We start from the raw sequence: 17,823 nt of genomic DNA, 5'->3' as shown, positions 1-17,823 counted from the left end.
CTAGGCTGTGGGAAGTAACTTCCACATATATGCCACAAAGGGTACATATTCCCTGAGCGGCATATTTCTAGCGGGGGCCGGACCCGAAAGTCCGCCCCGGCGAGGAGAGGTATGGCCCTGGAGCACTTGCCCGCCACCGAATTCGATTCGACGGCGCTGAATGAGACGTTGGTGCCTGCCCCCGGCAGCTCACCGGACGGCATGGTCCAGCTGCTGACCCCCGAGGGGGAGCGCGTCGGACACGAGCTGTACGGCCGGTACGCGGACGACGTCGACGGCGAGGCACTGCGCTCCTTCTACCGGGACATGTTCCTCATCCGCCGGTTCGACACCGAGGCCACTGCACTGCAGCGCCAGGGTGAACTGGTGATGTGGGTGCCCCTCACCGGACAGGAAGGCGCACAGATCGGCTCCGGCCGGGCGCTTGCCCCGCAGGACTACGTCTTCCCGACTTACCGCGAGCACGGAGTCGCGCTGACCCGCGGCCTGCAGCTTTCCCACCTCCTGCGGCGTTTCCGTGGAATTTCCCACGGAGGCTGGGACCCGCGCGAATCGAACTTCCATCTCTACACCCTGGTCCTGGCCGCCCAGGTGCCCCACGCAGTGGGCTACGCCATGGGCATGGCCCGGGACAACGCAGCCGACGCGTCCTCACCGGCCGGCGCCACGGTCGCCTACTTCGGCGACGGTGCAAGCTCCGAAGGCGACGTCCACGAGTCAATGGTCTTCGCGGCCTCCTATGACGCCCCCGTGGTCTTCTTCTGCCAGAACAACCACTGGGCCATCTCCGTCCCCACTGAAGTCCAGTCCCGGATTCCGCTGGCCAACCGTGCCCAGGGCTACGGATTCCCCGGCATCCGGGTGGACGGCAATGACGTGCTGGCTGTCCACGCCGTGACCCGGTGGGCACTTGAGCACGCCCGCAGCGGCAACGGCCCGGTGCTCATCGAAGCCTTCACGTACCGGATGAGTGCGCACACCACCGCGGATGACCCCACCAAATACCGCCTCTCCGCAGACGAAGAGGCGTGGATCGGCCGGGACCCGCTCACCCGCCTCGAGAAGCACCTGCGTGCCTCCGGTGCCGGCGACGACGCCTTCTTCGCAGCCCTTGCGGCAGAGGCGGACGACATGGCAGCCCAACTGCGCTCGGACGTGCAGGCCATGGAACCGCCGTCGTTCGCTGACTCGTTCACGGACGTGTACGCCGAACCGCACCCCCTGATTGCCGAGGAACTGGCGTTCCACAAGGCGTACGAGGACGGATTCGCCGACGCAGGGTCCGGCAACGACACCGAGGAAGAGGTCGGCGCATGAGCACCATGACCATGGCGAAGGCCATCAATGCCGGGCTCCGCGCCGGCCTGGCCGCCAATCCCAAGACCCTGCTGATGGGCGAGGACATTGGGGCGCTTGGCGGCGTCTACCGCATCACTGAAGGCCTGCAGGCCGAATTCGGAACCGACCGTGTCATGGACACGCCGTTGGCCGAGTCCGGCATCATCGGCACCGCGATCGGCCTGGCACTGCGCGGCTACCGGCCGGTCTGCGAGATCCAGTTCGACGGTTTTGTCTTCCCGGGGTTCAACCAGATCACCACGCAGCTTGCCAAGATGCACTCCCGCAGCGAAGGCGCGCTCAGCGCGCCGGTTGTCATCCGGATCCCGTACGGCGGCGGCATCGGTTCGATCGAGCACCACTCGGAGTCTCCGGAAGCGCTGTTCGCCCACACCGCGGGCCTGCGCATCCTGGCACCGTCCAACCCGCAGGACGGCTACTGGATGATCCAGCAGGCCATGCAGGGCAAGGACCCGGTGATCGTGTTCGAGCCCAAGCGCCGCTACTGGCTGAAGGGCGAAGTGGACACCACTGCGCCGTCCGGAGATCCCTACAAGGCGCAGATCCTGCGCGCCGGAACCGACGCCACGATCGTCGCCTACGGCCCTCTGGTTCCGGTGGCGCTGGCGGCGGCCGAGGCCGCAGCGGAGGACGGGCGCAGCATCGAGGTTATCGACCTGCGCTCCATCTCCCCGATCGACTTCGACACGGTCACTGAGTCGGTGCAGCGCACCGGCCGCCTGATCGTCACGCACGAAGCGCCCACCTTCGGCGGGATCGGCGGAGAAATCGCGTCGCGGGTGGCCGAGCGTGCCTTCCTGCACCTGGAAGCGCCTGTCCTGCGGGTGGGCGGATTCCACATGCCCTATCCCGTTGCCGCCGTAGAGGAGCACTACCTGCCGGACATTGACCGGCTCATGGATGCCCTGGACACCGTCTTCTCCTACTGACAGAGCACCTGCCCTACGCCTTCCGCCGCCGGTCCGCCGGCCAACGCCAGATCGAGATGCCATGACTGAAAAAACATTCAAACTGCCCGACGTCGGGGAAGGCCTCACCGAGGCAGAGATCGTCCAGTGGCGGGTCAAGGAAGGTGACACGGTTGCCGTCAATGACGTGATCGTGGAGATCGAGACCGCCAAGTCACTGGTGGAACTGCCCTCGCCGTTCGCCGGGACGGTCAGCGGGATCCTCGTCGAAGAAGGCGCCACGGTGGAGGTTGGCACGCCCATCTTCCAGGTCTCACCAGCCGGGGCGGGCGGGAAGACCCCGGCCAAGGCATCCGGCAAGGTGAAGGAAGCCGCCGACACCGAACCGGCAGTCGCCGACGGCCCGCCGTCGTCGTCGCTCACCGGAACCGGACCCAAGGCCGACGCCGTCCGCCGCCGTCCGCGGCGCAGCCGGGCCACGGCCGTACCGGCGGCCCCCGAAGCGCCGGCTGAGGCCCCCCGGCCGGCCGACGCGCCGGCTGAGGCCCCCCGGCCGGCCGACGCGCCCCGTGCCGCTGCCAGCCGGCCGGATCCCCGCGGAGCTGCCGTAGCGGCTGCAGGCGCGGCCGGTGCCGCGGTACAGGACCGCTTCAACCAGCTCATCCAGCGCGTGCTGGCCAAACCCCCGGTCCGTAAGGCGGCCAAGGACCTCGGCATCAACCTTGCCGACGTCCCTGCCACCGGCGCCGGCGGCGAGGTCACCAAGCAGGACCTGATCAGCTACCAGGCCCAGCGCGAGTCGGAAGTCGACTCGGCGGACACCTTCTGGTCCTCCTCCAGCAAGCCGCAGGACAGCCGCATAGAGCGTGTCCCGGTCAAGGGAGTCCGCAAGGCCACCGCGAAGGCCATGGTGGACAGCGCCTTCAGCGCACCGCACGTGAGCATCTTCGTGGACGTTGATGCCTCGCGCACCATGGAATTCGTCAAGCGGCTGAAGGCCTCCCGGGACTTCGAAGGCATCAAGGTCTCGCCCCTGCTGATCCTGGCCAAGGCGGTTATCTGGGCGGCCGCACGGAATCCCTCCGTGAACGCCACCTGGGCCGGCGACGAGATTCACGTCAAGCACTTCATGAACCTCGGTATCGCAGCCGCCACACCGCGCGGCCTGATGGTGCCCAATATCAAGGATGCCCAGGACCTCTCGCTGAAGGAACTTGCCGTAGCCCTGAATGAGCTGGCCACCACGGCCCGCGCCGGCAAGACGCCACCGGCGGACATGCGCGGCGGCACTCTCACCATCACCAACATCGGTGCCCTCGGCATCGACACGGGCACCCCGATCATCAATCCGGGCGAGGTGGCAATCGTCGCTTTCGGCACCATCAAGCAGAAGCCGTGGGTGCTCGACGGCGAAGTCATCCCGCGCTGGATCACCACCCTGGGCGGGTCCTTCGACCACCGCGTGGTGGACGGCGACCTTTCAGCGCGGTTCATGGCCGATGTGGCGGCCATCCTGGAGGAGCCGGCACTGCTTCTGGACTAGGCTCGAAGAGGGAACCAACGATCGGAGCAGCATGGCAATGAATCCCGGACCCGGAAACCGCGGCGGCGGACCCCAGATCGACTGGAAGCGGACGGCCTGGATCCTGGTGGGCGCCTTCATCGTGTCCAGCCTGCTGATCATCCTGTTCCCCAACCTTGGCATGCTCTGGCGGCTGGCGATCATGGCACTTCTGTTCGTGATAGTGGTGCCCTTCTTCGACCGCAGGCGCCGCAGGTAGCTGCAGCGGCGCCCACGGCGGCATCCGGACTAGGAGGCTCCGGCCGCCGCCAGCGCCCGCCGGATCACGGGGGCCAGCCGGCGCACGCCTTCGGCGATGTCCTCTTCGGAGACGGCGCTGAACGCCAGCCGCAGCCTGGAGCTGGGCTCGTCGCCCGGGGTGAAGGCCGTACCCGGAATGAACACCGTTCCTGCCTCAATGGCCTCTGCCAGCAGGGGATAGGTGTCGATTCCCTCGGGCAGGGTGACCCAGACGAAGAAGCCGCCGTCCGGCACCGTCCAGCTCACGCCGTCGGGCATCTCATCCTGCAGTGCCGCCAGCATCGCTGCGCAGCGGCCGGCGTACAGCCGGCGCGAATCCCGGATGCGGCTCATCCAGTCGAAATCCCGAAGGTAGGCCGCGGTGATCATCTGGGTCAGCGGCGAGGGGCAGAGCACCACGGCCTCGCAGGCGAGGTAGAAGCGGCGGAACAGGTGCCGCGGGACCAGCGCCCAGCCCAGCCGCATGCCGGGGGCGAAAATTTTGGAGAATGAGCCCAGGTAGAGGACGTCCTCCGGGTGTGATGCCCGCAGCGGGGCCAGCGGCTCGCCGTCGAACCGGAGAAGCCCGTAGGGATTGTCCTCGAGGATCAAAATGTTGTTTTCGCGGCAGATCTGCACTATTTCGTCCCGGCGGGCAGAGGAGAGCGTGATGCCGCTGGGATTGTTGAAGCTGGGAATCGTGTAGAGCATCTTGATGGTCTTGCCGGCTGCGCGCAGCGCGCTGATCCGTTCCCGCAGCGCCTCGGGAATCAATCCCTCGGAGTCCATGCTGACCGGCTGGATGTCCACTTCGTATGACTCGAACGTGTTCAGCGCGCCCACGTAGGTGGGGTCTTCGCAGAGCACCACGTCGCCCGGGTTGCAGAAGACCTTGGCGGCGACGTCCTGGCCGGACTGAGAGCCTGTGGTGATAACGATGTCCGCGGGGTCCGCATCCAGGATTCCCTCGGCGGCCATTACGTCGCACGCCAGTTCACGGAGTTCGGCGAGGCCCTGGCCAGGGCCGTACTGAAGGGCTGCCAATCCCTGGCTGCGGATGATGGACGCCGTGGCATCGGCCAGTTCGTCCAGCGGCAGTTCCTGCAGGTACGGGCTGCCCCCTGCCAGCGAGACCAGGCCCGGCTGGATCGAGATGTCGAAGACATCCCGGACGGCCGACTGCTTGATGTGGAAGGCCCGGCTCGACAGCAGATCGTGGTGTCGGTGGGCTGAACCCGTAGCCCGGTCAAGGGCCACCTGTGCTTCCGGGGTCAGCACCGACCCCGTGGTTTCCTCAAACGTCATGCCACATCATGGCACTCGGGTTGACCGGTAAGCAACACAAGTTTTCTAGATCCAGCCTGCCTTGTGTGCCTTGATTCCAGCCTGGAAACGGCTCTCCGCCTTCAGTTCCTCCAGCATCCAGGCGATGTGCCGCCGGCAGGTTCGCACACTAATGCCCACCCGGCGCGCGATCACCTCATCCGAGTGCCCCGCCGCCAGCCCGGCCAGCACGGAGCGCTGGGTGCTGGTCAGGCCGGACTTGCCCGGGTCGTCCGCGAGGAAGGGCTCGGCGAGGCTCCACGCGAACTCGAAGAGCTTGCTGAAAAGGCCAATGAGGTTTGCGTCGCGGATTACCAGGCCGGCCCTGTCATACGTGTGCAGCTGGCGGGCCACGACCGCCACCTTGTCATCGAAAATGAGCGTGCGCATGGGCACGTAGGGCAGTGTGCGGAACTCCCCACCGGCCTCGCTGATCCGCTCGACCGCCTTGCAGGTTGGCACGTGGTCCCGGGTGCTGGAGTGGTAGAGGGTCTGCCTCTTCACACCGGCGCGCAGCAGGTCCAGGTCCTTCTGCACGCTTTCCTCCTGGAAGTCCGCGTTGGAGCCGTGGCCCGGCCTCGCGATCAGCACGCTTTCCGACGCCGAGCGGCCGTATTCGATGAGCACCCGCTGCACCTGCTCCGGGTCCTCGAGTACTTCAACGGAGGCGTCTGCGGCTACCTGGCGGCGTGCTTCGGCGAAGGTGGGCACGAGGCTTGCCAGTTCGCGCCGTTTGGCGCCAATGCGCGCCCGCAGTTCCAGCATTTCGCGTTCATCCGGATCCACCAGCTCGGCCAGGGCAACGTCGGGGGAAACGGCGGTGTAGACAAGGTTGTCGGGGCCCTCGGAGAAGAGCAGGCAGCGGGACCGGAGCTCTTCCACGGCCCGGTCTATGGCACGCGTTGTATAGCCCAGTGCATCGGACGCTTCAGCAGGGGTCCAACCCGGATGGGAGACCGCATAGCGGTACACCTCAACCGATACCTGATCCAGCAAATCTCCTCCTACAACCGCGGTGCTGGGACGGCCGGCATGGATCCGGCGTGCACCTGATGCCCCCAAGAACTGCCGGCCTTCGGGGAACGCGCTGCGCCCCAAAATTGGAACCCGAAGAGAGTGACATGACAGCTTAATGCCATTCTCCACCTTAGACCGGTAGTTCGGTACCCAAAATGCCGATTTCCGCTTGTCTGCGGGCTTTTGAAGGCAGTGCGCCCAGGCCGAAAACGACCCCCGGGGCACCAACCGGACATGACAGGAAGCTGAAATTGGTAACGGTGGACACACCCTTCCGGCCCGGGGGAAGCTTTCGGAGTCAAACACGACCGGCTGTGCAACCAGCCGAACCAAAAGAGGGGATACGACCATGAAGAAGGCAACTGCACCGGTTTCCATCAAGAGCTGGGAATGGTTCTAATCTAGGCCCCTCTATTGGGGGATGAACCAACCAGCAATACATCTAGACCCGCCCCAGCGGCGGTAACCAGACTTGAACCCGGAGGAAGAACGCCATGAGCCAGCTAACAGCAGTTCGAAACGCCTCGCGAACTAATGCAAGCACTCACTGGTGGACACTATCCATCTATACCGGCGGCTTCGATGTAGCGGACGGCATCATTGGAGAACTGGTTACCCCGCTGGCGGCGCAAGCCCAGCTGTGGGGGGCGCAGCGGTGGTTCTACACCCGCTGCTCCGAACCCGCGAACGCCCACGTACGCATGAAGGTCCTGGCGCCCCAGGAAACCCTGGACCGGCTGAAGTCCCTCCTCGGAGCACTCCAGGAGCAGGCAAGCGGTGTCATCGGCCACCTGACCGTGACCCACGCCTTCGGTGATCCGGCCTGCGACAGGCTGAGCCCCGGCGGCGCCGAGCAGCAGGACCCGCGGATCGAAGCCGATCTGGCCAAGTACGGCGGAGTGGAAGGCCTGGCACTCGCCGAGGAAGTCTTCGAGCTGTCCTCGGACCTTGGCACCTGGGCAACGGCCCGTTTTCCGAAGGTGCAGAACCGGTGGGCACTTGGCTCGCTGCTGCTCTTCGATTCGGCACGCAGCATGATGAAGGGTCCGCGGGCATCCAGCTGGCCGGACCGGCGCCGGCTCTCCTGGGACTATTACTGGGACAGCCACCTGCGCAGCTGCACCGCCGGGTTCGGCCCGCGTGCGGCCAGCGTCCGGCAGGCCATGACGGTCCAGGTGGGTGCGAAGGTCATGCCGACCCACCGGCTGATGGCCGCTACGGCAGCCGAATCCGCCGTCGAAAACTGGAGACGCCGGTGGTTCCGGACTATGGACACCTATCTGTACCGGGCGGACAAGGCCCGCGTGAGCCGCAGTGCACAGCATTTGACGGTTTACCAGGCCCACATGCTCCTTAACCGCCTGGGTCTGTCCCTGCGGGAAGAAGCCGCCATGGGACTGTACGCCCGAACCTGGAGCACAGAGCGCGAAGCCATGCTCCTGGACAAGCACTAGTTCTCCCGGATGGACCGGGGAGAGGGCGTCGAGGAGAAGGAGGCGGTCAATATGTCGCAACGGAATGAAGTAGTTCTGGCTGCTGACGACAAGGACCTGGGGACGGTCCTGGGCTGCGACGAGGAAACAGTGGTTGACATGCGCGGCATGGGATACGTGGAGTCCCGCGGTGAGCTCTTCAATGTGGGTCCGGCACGGGACTACCTGAGGGACGCCGCCTGGGCGGACTGTCTCTGGGAGTAGCGCCGCCGCAGCATCATCACAGCCCGCGCCTGCCGGGCACAGAGAAGTCCGTTCCGGCACGCCGGCCCGCTGCGGGGCCGGGGTTTCGGAGCGGTAGGGGAAGCTTCCCCACGGAGACGGACCTGCCGGTACCCCCCACCGGCAGGTCCGTTTCTTTGTGTTTTACGACGTCGCCGCGAGTACTTGTTAAGCAGCCTTACTATTTTTCGATAGGCTGTTTCTGGAGCCGCGCTCCAGGCGCGGCAATAAGTTCCACTAGATGGAGGCCACATGTCAGATCAGAGCACATCCGCCAACGGACTTCCGATTCCCGGCGCACCTGCGCCGCAGCAGCCCTCACTTGCAGAACCCACCGAACCCCATGATCCGCTTCCCCCCAAGCCGGACCAGGACAGCCCGGAAACCGTTTCGCCAACCGGCGTCCCCACGGGCGCTCCCAAGACGTCCAATGCGCAGTCCGGCCGCTACCTGACGACGGCGCAGGGCGCCCGGCTGCGGGACACGGACCACTCCCTGAAAGCCGGTCCGCGCGGGCCCGTCCTTCTCCAGGACCACCACCTGCGGGAAAAGATCACCCACTTCGACCACGAGCGCATCCCCGAGCGCGTTGTGCACGCACGCGGTGCGGCAGCCCACGGCGTCTTCGTTGCCAACGGGGCCGCCGAAGGTATTACCCGGGCCGGATTCCTGGCGCGTGATGCCCAGACACCCGTCTTCGTGCGCTTCTCCACGGTCCTGGGCTCCCGTGGATCCGCAGACACTGTCCGTGACACCCGCGGGTTCGCCACCAAGTTCTACACGGACGAGGGAACCTTCGACCTGGTTGGCAACAACATCCCGGTCTTCTTCATCCAGGACGCCATCAAGTTCCCGGACGTCATCCACGCCGGAAAGCCGCACCCTGACCGGGAAATCCCGCAGGCGCAGAGCGCCCATGACACGTTCTGGGACTTCGTCTCCCTGCACACCGAAGCGCAGCACCACACCATCTGGAACATGTCCGACCGCGGTATTCCCCGTTCCTACCGCACCATGGAAGGCTTCGGTGTCCACACGTTCCGGGTGGTGAATGCCAAGGGGGAGACCTCACTGGTGAAGTTCCACTGGAAGCCGCGCCTGGGCGTGCACTCCCTGGTCTGGGAAGAAGCACAGATCATCAACGGCATGGATCCGGACTACCACCGCCGGGACCTGGCAGACGCCATTGAAGCCGGCGCGTATCCGGAATGGGACCTGGGCGTCCAGGTCTTCCCGGACACCGAGGATGAGATGTTCGAGGGCATCGACCTGCTTGATCCCACCAAAATCGTGCCGGAGGAGCTGGCGCCGGTACAGGTCATCGGTACCATGACCCTGAACCGGAACGTCACCAACTTCTTCGCCGAAACCGAGCAGGTTGCCTTCCACCCCGGCCATCTGGTTCCGGGCATCGACGTCACCAATGACCCGCTGCTCCAGGGCCGCCTGTTCTCCTACATCGATACCCAGCTGACCCGCCTGGGCGGGCCGAACTTCGCCCAGATCCCGATCAACCGGCCGCACGCCCCGGTCAATGACATGCTCCGGGACGGCTTCCACCAGGACGCAGTGCACAGCGGTGTGGCGCCCTACCAGCCCAACTCGCTGGACGGCGGCTGCCCGTTCCTGGCCGGCGCGGACATGGGCGCGTTCATCGATGTGCCCGCGCCGGTGGCGAAGTCCCGCAAGGTCCGGGAAAATCCGGCTACCTTCGATGACCACTACAGCCAGCCGCGGCAGTTCTTCCGCTCGCTGACCCCGGTGGAACAGGACCACGTCATCCAGGCGTACACCTTCGAACTCGGCAAGTGCTACGAAGAGAACATCAAGGTCCGCCAGCTGCAGGCCCTCGCAAACATTGACGAGCGCCTGTGCGCCGAGGTGGCAGCAGGCCTGGGACTTCCGGCACCGGCTCCGACGCTCAAGGTCGACGACGCCGAGCCGAGCCCCGCGCTGCAGCAGGTTGGCGGCACCTGGCCGGTTGACGGCCGCATCATCGGAATCCTCGCAGACGGAAGCACTGACCTGGCTGCCCTGGCCCGGATCCGTGCTGCCATTGACGCAGCGGACATGGTGCCGCTGGTCATCGCGCCGCAGGGCGGCATGCTGGGCGGCCAGATTCCAGTCCAGCGGACCTACCTGACGGCACGTTCCACGGAGTTCGACGCCGTCGTCGTTGCCGGTTCAGGTGAGTACGGTTCGGATGCGGTGGACAGCCTGGACGCCAAGGCAGGGAACCCTGCCGGGCACCCGGCAATCGACCCGCGTGTGGCTATCCTGCTGACGGAGGCCTACCGCCACTCCAAGGCGCTCGGTGCCTGGGGCAGCGGGGCGGGAGTGCTCGGCGCGTCCGGCATCCAGGAGGACGCCCCGGGCATCCTCGTAGAGTCCCCGGAAGAACTGGTTCCCGGACTGGTGACGCTGCTGAGCCAGCACCGGGTGTGGGAGCGGTTCCCGGTGGCTGCCGCTTCGTAGCGGCGGGCGCCACGTAAGCGACGGCGGGTCCCCGGCAGCACTGCTGCCGGGGACCCGCCGCTGTTGTTGGATAGGCGGGCCGTTACGCCGGGTCGGGTGCGTCCTTGGCTTCGAGGGACCGAATAAGTGTGTAAAGCGCCTGCCGAAGCTCAGCTTCGCCGGCCCGCGAATCACAGTTTTTCCTGACCGCGGCCAGTTCCTCCACCATGGCGGTACCTGCGGCCGTACGCGTCCACCGGCCCGGCCGGCGGGGCCGGGCGTATCCGGCCTGGTGCAGCGACGCGAGACTGAAGGACGCCTCGTCCTGGCTGAGGTGCGTTAGCTGGGCCACCCGTGCGGCGGGCATGCCCGGTGCGGTGAGGGCTTTGAGGACGCGGACCGATTTTTCGGTCAAGGACAGTTCGGCAAGGAAGAGCCTGCTGGCTTCGGCCGAGAGGTGTGCTGCGGCACCCAAAAGCAGCGTAAGTCCACCGGGAAGCGGGGACTGCGGATTAGTTTCCAACGCGCCACCCCGGCGGGGACCATCCCGCAGGCACTTCATGGCCGGCGAAACTCTCGCACGCGGAGCAGGTGTAGCTCACGACGCCGGGATCGTTTCCGGCAGGTGCCGTGTAGAACTCGTAAATCAGGTAATCGTCAACGCCGCAATGGTGGCAGATCGGCAAGTGCGCCGGCAGGCCCATCGATAACTCCGTAAAGGTATGCAGAAGCCGTGGCCGCGTCTTGACCGTATCCGGATATCGTAGTATCTAACCTCAACCACGACAATCGTGGGCGCTTAGAGCGGACACCGGGGCTGGAAAAAGGAAACAAGGCACTATGGATGACCTGAGGTCTGCGACCGCCACCGCAGCGCAGCTGCAGGACCTGCTGATACACCACGAGGATGTACTTGAATTCCTCCAGCAGCTGGCCCGGCTCAGCGCGTCATCGCTCTCCTCCATGGGCACGGTGTACTGCGGCATCACCCTGCAGCGGTCCCGCGGACATAACTACACCGTTGCCAGCAGCGAGAGCGCCGCGCTGGAAATGGATGAGATGCAGTACGCCTTTGATGATGGCCCGTGCCTGCATGCCCTTCGGGTCCATGAGGCCGTCGACGTTGCCGATACCTCGGCCGATCAGCGCTGGCCCGAATACATGCGCCACGTCGTCGCGCAGGGTGTGCGGTCCATTTACGCGGTTCCGCTGAGGCTGGAGGGGCATGCCCGGGCAGCCCTGAATCTCTACTCGCGCTCCGCCATGACCTTCGATGAAGATTTCAAGCGGGTGGCACGCACGTACGCGGAGGAAGCCTCAATGGCACTCCGCCTGGCAGTGCGGATGTCCCAGCGCGCAGCCACCGTTGAAGACCTGCAGTCCGTGCTGCAGTCGCGAACGGACATCGACCTGGCAATCGGCATCATCATGGGCCAGAACCGCTGTTCCCAAAGCGAGGCATTCGACACACTGAAGCGGGCCTCCAACAGCAGGAACCTCAAACTCAAGGTGCTGGCAGGGGAGATCGTCGCGAAGCTTAACGGCGCCCCCTCCGAGACGCACTTCCAGACCCCGTGACCGGCTCCGCACCGGCGGATGGCCCGCTGCGCACGCTCCTTCTTGGCTACGGTCTGGGCGGGAGGGTCTTCCACGCTCCGCTGCTCGAAGCCGATCCGCGGTACTCCCTGGACGTTATTGTCACCTCTGACCCGGAACGCGCCCGAGCCGCTTCGCTGGCTTACCCGCGCGCCGCCGTCGTTCCCTCGGCGGAGGCCGCCCTGGCCCTGGCCGGAGAGCTGGACCTCGCCGTTATCAGCACGCCCCCGGCAACCCATGCGCCCCTGGGGCTTGCTGCGCTGCGCGCAGGACTGCATGTAGTGGCTGACAAACCCTTCGCGCATTCTCCGCAGGCCGCACGGGACCTTCTGGAAACGGCGGCCGCCGCCGGCAAGGCGCTCTCGGTTTTCCAGAACAGGCGCTGGGACGGGGACTTCCTCACGCTCAAGGGCCTGATCGAACGCGGCGACCTCGGAACGGTTAGCCGGTTCGAATCCCGCATGGAATCCTTCAAGCCGTCCGTCACCAAGGCCTGGAAGCGGGAAGCCGGGACGGACGACGGCGGCGGGATCCTTTTCGACCTGGGCCCCCACCTGATCGACCAGGCACTGCAGCTCTTCGGCCCTGCCGAACCCGCCTACGCGGAAGTCCACGCCCGGCGGGAGGGCGGCGGCCCGGACGACGACGTGTTCGTGGTCCTGCAGCACGCCTCGGGCGTCCAGTCCCACCTGTCGATGAACTCCCTGGCCCCACAGCCGGGGGAGAGGTTCCGGGTCACCGGGTCCACAGCGGCCTGGACCAAGCGCGGAGTCGATCCGCAGGAAGCCCAGCTGGACGCAGGGATGCTCCCCGGAGATCCGGGGTACGGCGAAGAGGAGCCGGCCGAGTGGGGGGTGCTGGGGACGGCTGCGTCCGCCGTCGCCGTGCCCACGGAAGCCGGCCGCTACCAGGAGTTCTATGCCGGCTTCGCGGCGGCTGTCCTGGAGGGCGGATCCTTGCCGGTGGACCCTGCCGACTCGCTGCGGGGGCTGGAAATTATACGGCAGATCCACGCCGGAATCTGATTCGCCGAAGGCCGCCGCGTAACCACTCTGCACCAACGCGACCGAAATCACGTTGTGGTCCTCATCTCCTTTAGCATTTGAGGAATGCACCTCAAAGACCGGATCGAAGATTCCACCCTGAGCCGGCGGCAAGTCGGAATCATTGCAATTTGTACAGCCCTCTACATGATCGACGGTTTCGACGTCCTGGTCATGGCCTTCAGCGCCTCCGCCGTCTCAGCAGAGTGGGACCTCAACGGAGCCCAGCTCGGTTTCCTGCTCAGCGCAGCACTGGTCGGTATGGCTGTTGGCTCCATTTTCGTTTCCACCATCGCGGACATCATTGGCCGGCAGAAGACCCTGCTGATCGGCGTCTGCGTCGTCGCGGCAGGCATGTTCGCCTCCGTCTTCGCTCCGTCCTACGAGGTCCTGCTGGTCCTGCGCCTGATCACCGGCGTCGCGATCGGCACCCTGCAGGCGACCATCAACGTCTTTGCCTCCGAGTTCTCCAACGCCAAGCGGCGCTCAACCGCCCTGGCCATCGTCAGCATCGGCCAGCCGGTGGGCGGCGTGCTGGGCGGCCTGGTGACCGGTGTGCTGATCTCTTCCTTCGGCTGGCGCTCAGCCTTCCTCTTCGGCAGCATTGCCACGCTGATCATGATTCCGCTGGTACTCAAGGTGCTGCCGGAGTCCATTGACTACCTCTCGGTGCGCCGCCCGGCCAACGCCCTGGAACGCATCAACAAGACCCTGCGCAGCATTGGCCAGGAACCGGTGGCGGAACTGCCCGAACCGGCACCGCGCGGGGAAAAGAAATCCCGCTTCGCAGATGTCCTCACCGGCGCCAACGCCCGGCGTACCATCCTGCTCTCGCTGGCGTACTTCATCCTCATGGCCAGCTTCTACTTCGCGAACTCCTGGACCCCCAAGCTGATCACTGCCAGCGGCTTCAGCGCCCAGGACGGCATCAACGCCGGAGTGCTCTTCAGCGTCGGCGCGATCACCGGCGCAGTGGTGCTCGGAGTCTTCGGCGCCCGCTACGACATGCGGCGGGTCCTGGCCGTCTTCTTCGTCATTGGCGCAGCCACATTCGTGGTGTTCGCCAACTCCACCCAAGGCTCGCTGCCGCTGGCACTGTTCGCCGCGGCCCTCGTGGGCTTCGGCTCCAACGCCCCGATTGCCGGCATGCTGGCCATCAGCCCCACCTACTACGACTCCGAGGTCCGCGGCACCGCCCTGGGCCTGGTGATCGGCATGGGCCGTGTCGGCGCAATCGTTTCGCCGATCCTGGCCGGCGGACTGATCGACGGCGGCTGGACCCCGGGGGACCTGTACTTCCTGTTCGTCATCCCCATGGCCCTGGGCGCCGTCGTCATTTCGATGCTGGGCGCTCCGGTGCTCCGCGGCGCTGCAGCCAAGGTTCCGGCGCCGCACTAAGCCCTTCCGGAACAGCAAAGGGCCGGCAGCCCCCACGGGGGATGCCGGCCTTTACTGTTCCGTGCGGAGGACTACGGAGCAACCAGTTCCTTCCAGCCCTCGGTCAGGGACAGTCCGTGTGCGTCGGACACCGAGTGGTGGGTCACCGCGCCGCCGGCGATGTTCAGCCCCCTGGCCAGTGCCGGAGAATCCTCGAACGCGTGACGCACGCCCTTGTCCGCCAGCGCCACGGCGTAGGGAAGGGTGACGTTGGTGAGCGCATAGGTGGAGGTGTTGGGCACGGCGCCCGGCATGTTCGCCACGCAGTAGAACAGGGACCCGTGCACGCGGAAGGTGGGGTCTTCATGCGTGGTGGGACGGCTGTCCTCGAAGCAGCCTCCCTGGTCCACGGCGATGTCCACCAGGACGGAGCCGGGTTTCATGCGGGCCACCATGCCATTGGTGACGAGCTTGGGGGCGCGGGCGCCGGGCACCAGGACGGAGCCGATTACCAGATCTGCGTCCAGCAGGGCCCGCTCAATCTCGAAGGCGTTGGATGCCACGGTCTTGATGCGGCCGGCATAGAGCGCATCAAGTTCGCGCAGCCGGTTGATGTTGATGTCCAGGACCGTTACGTCCGCGTGGGCGCCCACGGCAACAGCGACGGCGTTAGTCCCGGCTACTCCGGCCCCGAGCACCACCACCTTGGCCGGCCGCACCCCGGGAACGCCTCCCAGCAGCAGCCCGGGCCCGCCGGCGGGGGCCATCATGCACTGCGCGCCAACCTGGACGGCGAGACGGCCGGCAACCTCGGACATGGGGGCCAGCAGCGGCAGTGCCCGGCCTTCCTGGACGGTTTCATAGGCGATAGCGGTAACGCCGGATTCGAGCAGGGCGCGGGTCAACTCCTCGGTAGCTGCCAGGTGCAGGTAGGTGAAGAGGACAAGCCCGGGCCGGAAGTACTGGTACTCCGAGGCGATGGGCTCCTTGACCTTCAGGATCATGTCTGCGCGCTTCCAGACATCCGACGCCGCCGGCACCAGTTCGGCGCCGGCTGTCGCATATTCCTCGTCGGTAATATTCGAACCGGCTCCGGCGGCTGCCTCCACCAGGACGGTGTGTCCCCGGGTGGTCAGCTCATGGACTCCGGAGGCCGTAATGGCCACGCGGTACTCGTTGTTCTTGATTTCTTTGGGGATACCGATAATCACGTTTTGCTCCGGTCAACAGAATTGAAAGTACGAGTGGAACCAGCTGCGCTGGCGAGCAGGTGTGCGGAGCCGCACGGCGGCGGTGCTCCTAGGTATCAGTCCCCCCTGAAGTGCCGTCCCCGCCCTGAGCGGCCGCCTTCGCCGCGCGCTGTTCGCGCTGGGACTTCAGCCAGGCCTCGACGTCGGACATCCTGATCCGGCGGTGCGTACCCCGGTATTCAACGGGGATGACCCCGGCGTCGGTCAGGTTGCGCAGGTACGTATGGGAAATCCCGGCCGCAGCGGCGGCCTGGGAAGTGGTGAGCAGCGGATTGTGCGCCGGGGATTCGCCGGGCTCCTTCGTATCGTCCGAAGAAGCGGAGGCGACGGTCACGGCAGAGCCCCCGGCAAGCCGGCCGAGCAGTTCCAGTACTGCGTCCCGCGCTGCGGCAGGAAGCCGCAGCGCCGTGCCGTCAACGAAGACCGTGACGTCGCCGGACGAAAGTGCCCGGGTCAGCGCGGAGGCATCCTTGCCGGTCAGCGCGGGGAAGGTCCTGCTCTGTTGGCTCATGGATCACATCTTGCCAAATGAAACCGGCCGGAAACATGATCTGGCGTCACAGAACTGCGCGCCGCGCCGCCGGGTGCCTCTTTGGCGTCCGGGATGCGCCGTGCTGGAATGGGAGCCAACCGCGCCCGCAGCGGCGCAGAACGCCGATTCAAAGGGGAATCATGAGCAGCCGCACCATACGGGGAGCCGTCCTGGAACGTACTGGAGCGGAGCGTCCCTACGCCTCCAGCCGCCCGCTGCACCTGGCCGATCTCGAGCTGGACCCGCCCGGCCCCGGAGAGGTTCTGGTCCGTATCGAGGCCGCGGGGGTGTGCCACTCGGACCTTTCCGTTGTGAATGGCAGCCGCGTCCGTCCGCTGCCCATGCTGCTGGGCCACGAGGCCGCCGGGCGGATCGAGGAGCTGGGACCGGACGTTCCGGACCTGCACCGCGGCCAGCGCGTGGTGATGGCGTTCCTGCCGCGCTGCGGGGAATGCGCCGCCTGCCGGACCAACGGCAAGATGCCCTGCACCCCCGGCAGCGCGGCCAACAACGCAGGCACCCTTCTGGGCGGCGGCATCCGCCTTCGCCGGAACGGTGAACCCGTGCTCCACCACCTGGGGGTCTCCGCTTTCGCCACCCACGCCGTCGTCAATTACCGGTCCGTCGTGGCGGTGGATGATGATGTTCCGCCTGCCGTCGCCGCCCTGCTGGGTTGTGCAGTATTGACCGGTGCCGGGGCGGTACTGAACGCGGCGCCCCCAGGCCCGGATGACGACGTCGCCGTGGTTGGGCTGGGCGGTGTTGGCATGGCAGCGCTGCTGGCAGCCCGCGCGGCCGGGGTGAACAGCGTCATCGGCATTGACGCGCTGCCGGAAAAGCTGAAGCGCGCCCTGGAACTCGGCGCTGACACCGTCTACACCCCGGCGCAGGCGGCCGACGCCGGGATCCAGGCCGCGCTGGCCGTGGAGGCTGCAGGGCACCCGCGCGCCTTCGAGACTGCCGTGCAGCTCACCGCTCCCGGCGGCACCACGGTGACCGTCGGGCTCCCGGCCCCGGACCAGCAGGCGCAGATCGCTCCGCTGACCCTGACGGCGGAAGCCCGGACCATCATTGGCAGCTACCTCGGCTCGGCCGTGCCGTCCCGGGACATTCCGGTCTATGCGGATCTCTGGCGCCAGGGGAAGCTGCCGGTTGAAGAACTGGTCTCGGCCGAGGTTGCCCTCGAAGACATCAACGAGGCCATGGACACCCTTGCGGACGGCCAGGCCATCCGCCAAGTTATCCACTTCGACTGACCCGAACCCGCGCTTGACCGAAACCTGATAGCGCCGGACGGGCCGGGTTAGGCGGTGCCGGAACATCTGGGCGCCGGACGGTCCGGGTTAGGCTGCGGTGCCGGAACATTGGAGCGTCGGACGGACCGGGTTAGGCGGCTTTAATACTCCGAAGCGAGCCCTGCGAGCGAAGGAGTTTCGTTGCCGCCGTTC

16 protein-coding genes are annotated in these 17,823 nt (G+C 66.3%); 11 read left to right on the top strand and 5 right to left on the bottom strand.

The window, feature by feature from the left end; all coding sequences use genetic code 11:
• Window positions 1-111 precede the first annotated feature (111 nt).
• The 4 genes from pdhA (at window position 112) to GD628_RS05280 (ending at window position 4,048) form a co-directional block, all read left to right on the top strand.
• Window positions 112-1,317: a pyruvate dehydrogenase (acetyl-transferring) E1 component subunit alpha gene (gene pdhA, locus GD628_RS05295; protein ID WP_152274032.1), complete on the top strand. Its 1,206-nt coding sequence runs from the start codon at window positions 112-114 to the stop codon at window positions 1,315-1,317.
• A complete protein-coding gene (locus GD628_RS05290) occupies window positions 1,314-2,288 on the top strand; it encodes an alpha-ketoacid dehydrogenase subunit beta (RefSeq protein WP_152274031.1) in 975 nt (324 codons plus the stop codon). The genes pdhA and GD628_RS05290 overlap by 4 nt, the downstream gene beginning before the upstream one ends.
• A gap of 61 nt (window positions 2,289-2,349) precedes the next feature.
• Window positions 2,350-3,810 carry a dihydrolipoamide acetyltransferase family protein gene (locus GD628_RS05285; protein WP_152274030.1) on the top strand — a complete coding sequence of 487 codons (1,461 nt, stop codon included), beginning with the start codon at window positions 2,350-2,352 and terminating at the stop codon, window positions 3,808-3,810.
• Window positions 3,811-3,841: 31 nt separating this feature from the next.
• Window positions 3,842-4,048, top strand: a complete 207-nt coding sequence (locus GD628_RS05280; protein ID WP_141653613.1) for a hypothetical protein — start codon at window positions 3,842-3,844, stop codon at window positions 4,046-4,048.
• A gap of 29 nt (window positions 4,049-4,077) precedes the next feature.
• Here the strand turns inward: GD628_RS05280 and GD628_RS05275 are convergent, their stop codons facing one another.
• Both GD628_RS05275 and GD628_RS05270 read right to left on the bottom strand, forming a co-directional pair.
• Complete coding sequence (locus GD628_RS05275; protein WP_152274029.1) at window positions 4,078-5,373, bottom strand: aminotransferase-like domain-containing protein; 1,296 nt, start codon at window positions 5,371-5,373, stop codon at window positions 4,078-4,080.
• A 45-nt stretch (window positions 5,374-5,418) separates the two neighbouring features.
• Window positions 5,419-6,387: a helix-turn-helix transcriptional regulator gene (locus GD628_RS05270; RefSeq protein WP_152274028.1), complete on the bottom strand. Its 969-nt coding sequence runs from the start codon at window positions 6,385-6,387 to the stop codon at window positions 5,419-5,421.
• Window positions 6,388-6,902: 515 nt separating this feature from the next.
• On the opposite strand from GD628_RS05270, the gene GD628_RS05265 reads away from it, so the two are divergent.
• From GD628_RS05265 to GD628_RS05255, 3 genes are all read left to right on the top strand, one after another.
• The gene (locus tag GD628_RS05265) at window positions 6,903-7,862 is read left to right on the top strand and encodes a lantibiotic dehydratase C-terminal domain-containing protein (RefSeq protein WP_091601035.1); all 960 of its coding nucleotides are present in this window, start codon (window positions 6,903-6,905) and stop codon (window positions 7,860-7,862) included.
• Between the two features lie 51 nt (window positions 7,863-7,913).
• On the top strand, window positions 7,914-8,105 hold the full coding sequence (locus GD628_RS05260) for a hypothetical protein (protein ID WP_091601037.1): 192 nt from the start codon (window positions 7,914-7,916) through the stop codon (window positions 8,103-8,105).
• A 270-nt stretch (window positions 8,106-8,375) separates the two neighbouring features.
• On the top strand, window positions 8,376-10,598 hold the full coding sequence (locus tag GD628_RS05255) for a catalase (RefSeq protein WP_152274027.1): 2,223 nt from the start codon (window positions 8,376-8,378) through the stop codon (window positions 10,596-10,598).
• An 82-nt stretch (window positions 10,599-10,680) separates the two neighbouring features.
• On the opposite strand, the gene GD628_RS05250 is transcribed toward GD628_RS05255, so the two are convergent.
• Window positions 10,681-11,052, bottom strand: a complete 372-nt coding sequence (locus tag GD628_RS05250; RefSeq protein WP_152274026.1) for a hypothetical protein — start codon at window positions 11,050-11,052, stop codon at window positions 10,681-10,683.
• 365 nt (window positions 11,053-11,417) lie between these two features.
• Here GD628_RS05250 and GD628_RS05245 point away from each other — a divergent pair, with 365 nt between their 5' ends.
• From GD628_RS05245 to GD628_RS05235, 3 genes are all read left to right on the top strand, one after another.
• On the top strand, window positions 11,418-12,155 hold the full coding sequence (locus GD628_RS05245; protein ID WP_152274025.1) for a GAF and ANTAR domain-containing protein: 738 nt from the start codon (window positions 11,418-11,420) through the stop codon (window positions 12,153-12,155).
• On the top strand, window positions 12,152-13,198 hold the full coding sequence (locus GD628_RS05240; protein ID WP_152274024.1) for a Gfo/Idh/MocA family protein: 1,047 nt from the start codon (window positions 12,152-12,154) through the stop codon (window positions 13,196-13,198). The genes GD628_RS05245 and GD628_RS05240 overlap by 4 nt, the downstream gene beginning before the upstream one ends.
• Window positions 13,199-13,282: 84 nt before the next feature.
• Window positions 13,283-14,614: an MFS transporter gene (locus GD628_RS05235; RefSeq protein WP_091601049.1), complete on the top strand. Its 1,332-nt coding sequence runs from the start codon at window positions 13,283-13,285 to the stop codon at window positions 14,612-14,614.
• A gap of 71 nt (window positions 14,615-14,685) precedes the next feature.
• Here GD628_RS05235 and ald read toward each other — a convergent pair whose 3' ends face one another.
• Window positions 14,686-15,804 carry an alanine dehydrogenase gene (ald, locus tag GD628_RS05230; protein ID WP_152274023.1) on the bottom strand — a complete coding sequence of 373 codons (1,119 nt, stop codon included), beginning with the start codon at window positions 15,802-15,804 and terminating at the stop codon, window positions 14,686-14,688.
• Window positions 15,805-15,892: 88 nt separating this feature from the next.
• On the bottom strand, window positions 15,893-16,354 hold the full coding sequence (locus GD628_RS05225; RefSeq protein ID WP_152274022.1) for a helix-turn-helix domain-containing protein: 462 nt from the start codon (window positions 16,352-16,354) through the stop codon (window positions 15,893-15,895).
• A 161-nt stretch (window positions 16,355-16,515) separates the two neighbouring features.
• On the opposite strand from GD628_RS05225, the gene GD628_RS05220 reads away from it, so the two are divergent.
• Window positions 16,516-17,631, top strand: coding sequence for an alcohol dehydrogenase catalytic domain-containing protein (locus GD628_RS05220; protein WP_152274021.1), 1,116 nt, complete (start codon window positions 16,516-16,518; stop codon window positions 17,629-17,631).
• Window positions 17,632-17,823: the final 192 nt, after the last annotated feature.

This window comes from Arthrobacter koreensis (assembly GCF_009193255.1).
Classification (GTDB): domain Bacteria; phylum Actinomycetota; class Actinomycetes; order Actinomycetales; family Micrococcaceae; genus Arthrobacter_B; species Arthrobacter_B koreensis.
This window is presented reverse-complemented; position numbering and strand designations above follow the sequence as displayed.

Coding starts and splice junctions, on each gene's coding strand:
- pdhA (WP_152274032.1), top strand. CDS start 112: ATGGCCCTGGAGCACTTGCCCGCCACCGAATTCGATTCGACGGCGCTG.
- GD628_RS05290 (WP_152274031.1), top strand. CDS start 1,314: ATGAGCACCATGACCATGGCGAAGGCCATCAATGCCGGGCTCCGCGCC.
- GD628_RS05285 (WP_152274030.1), top strand. CDS start 2,350: ATGACTGAAAAAACATTCAAACTGCCCGACGTCGGGGAAGGCCTCACC.
- GD628_RS05280 (WP_141653613.1), top strand. CDS start 3,842: ATGGCAATGAATCCCGGACCCGGAAACCGCGGCGGCGGACCCCAGATC.
- GD628_RS05275 (WP_152274029.1), bottom strand. CDS start 5,373: ATGACGTTTGAGGAAACCACGGGGTCGGTGCTGACCCCGGAAGCACAG.
- GD628_RS05265 (WP_091601035.1), top strand. CDS start 6,903: ATGAGCCAGCTAACAGCAGTTCGAAACGCCTCGCGAACTAATGCAAGC.
- GD628_RS05260 (WP_091601037.1), top strand. CDS start 7,914: ATGTCGCAACGGAATGAAGTAGTTCTGGCTGCTGACGACAAGGACCTG.
- GD628_RS05255 (WP_152274027.1), top strand. CDS start 8,376: ATGTCAGATCAGAGCACATCCGCCAACGGACTTCCGATTCCCGGCGCA.
- GD628_RS05245 (WP_152274025.1), top strand. CDS start 11,418: ATGGATGACCTGAGGTCTGCGACCGCCACCGCAGCGCAGCTGCAGGAC.
- GD628_RS05235 (WP_091601049.1), top strand. CDS start 13,283: ATGCACCTCAAAGACCGGATCGAAGATTCCACCCTGAGCCGGCGGCAA.
- GD628_RS05225 (WP_152274022.1), bottom strand. CDS start 16,354: ATGAGCCAACAGAGCAGGACCTTCCCCGCGCTGACCGGCAAGGATGCC.
- GD628_RS05220 (WP_152274021.1), top strand. CDS start 16,516: ATGAGCAGCCGCACCATACGGGGAGCCGTCCTGGAACGTACTGGAGCG.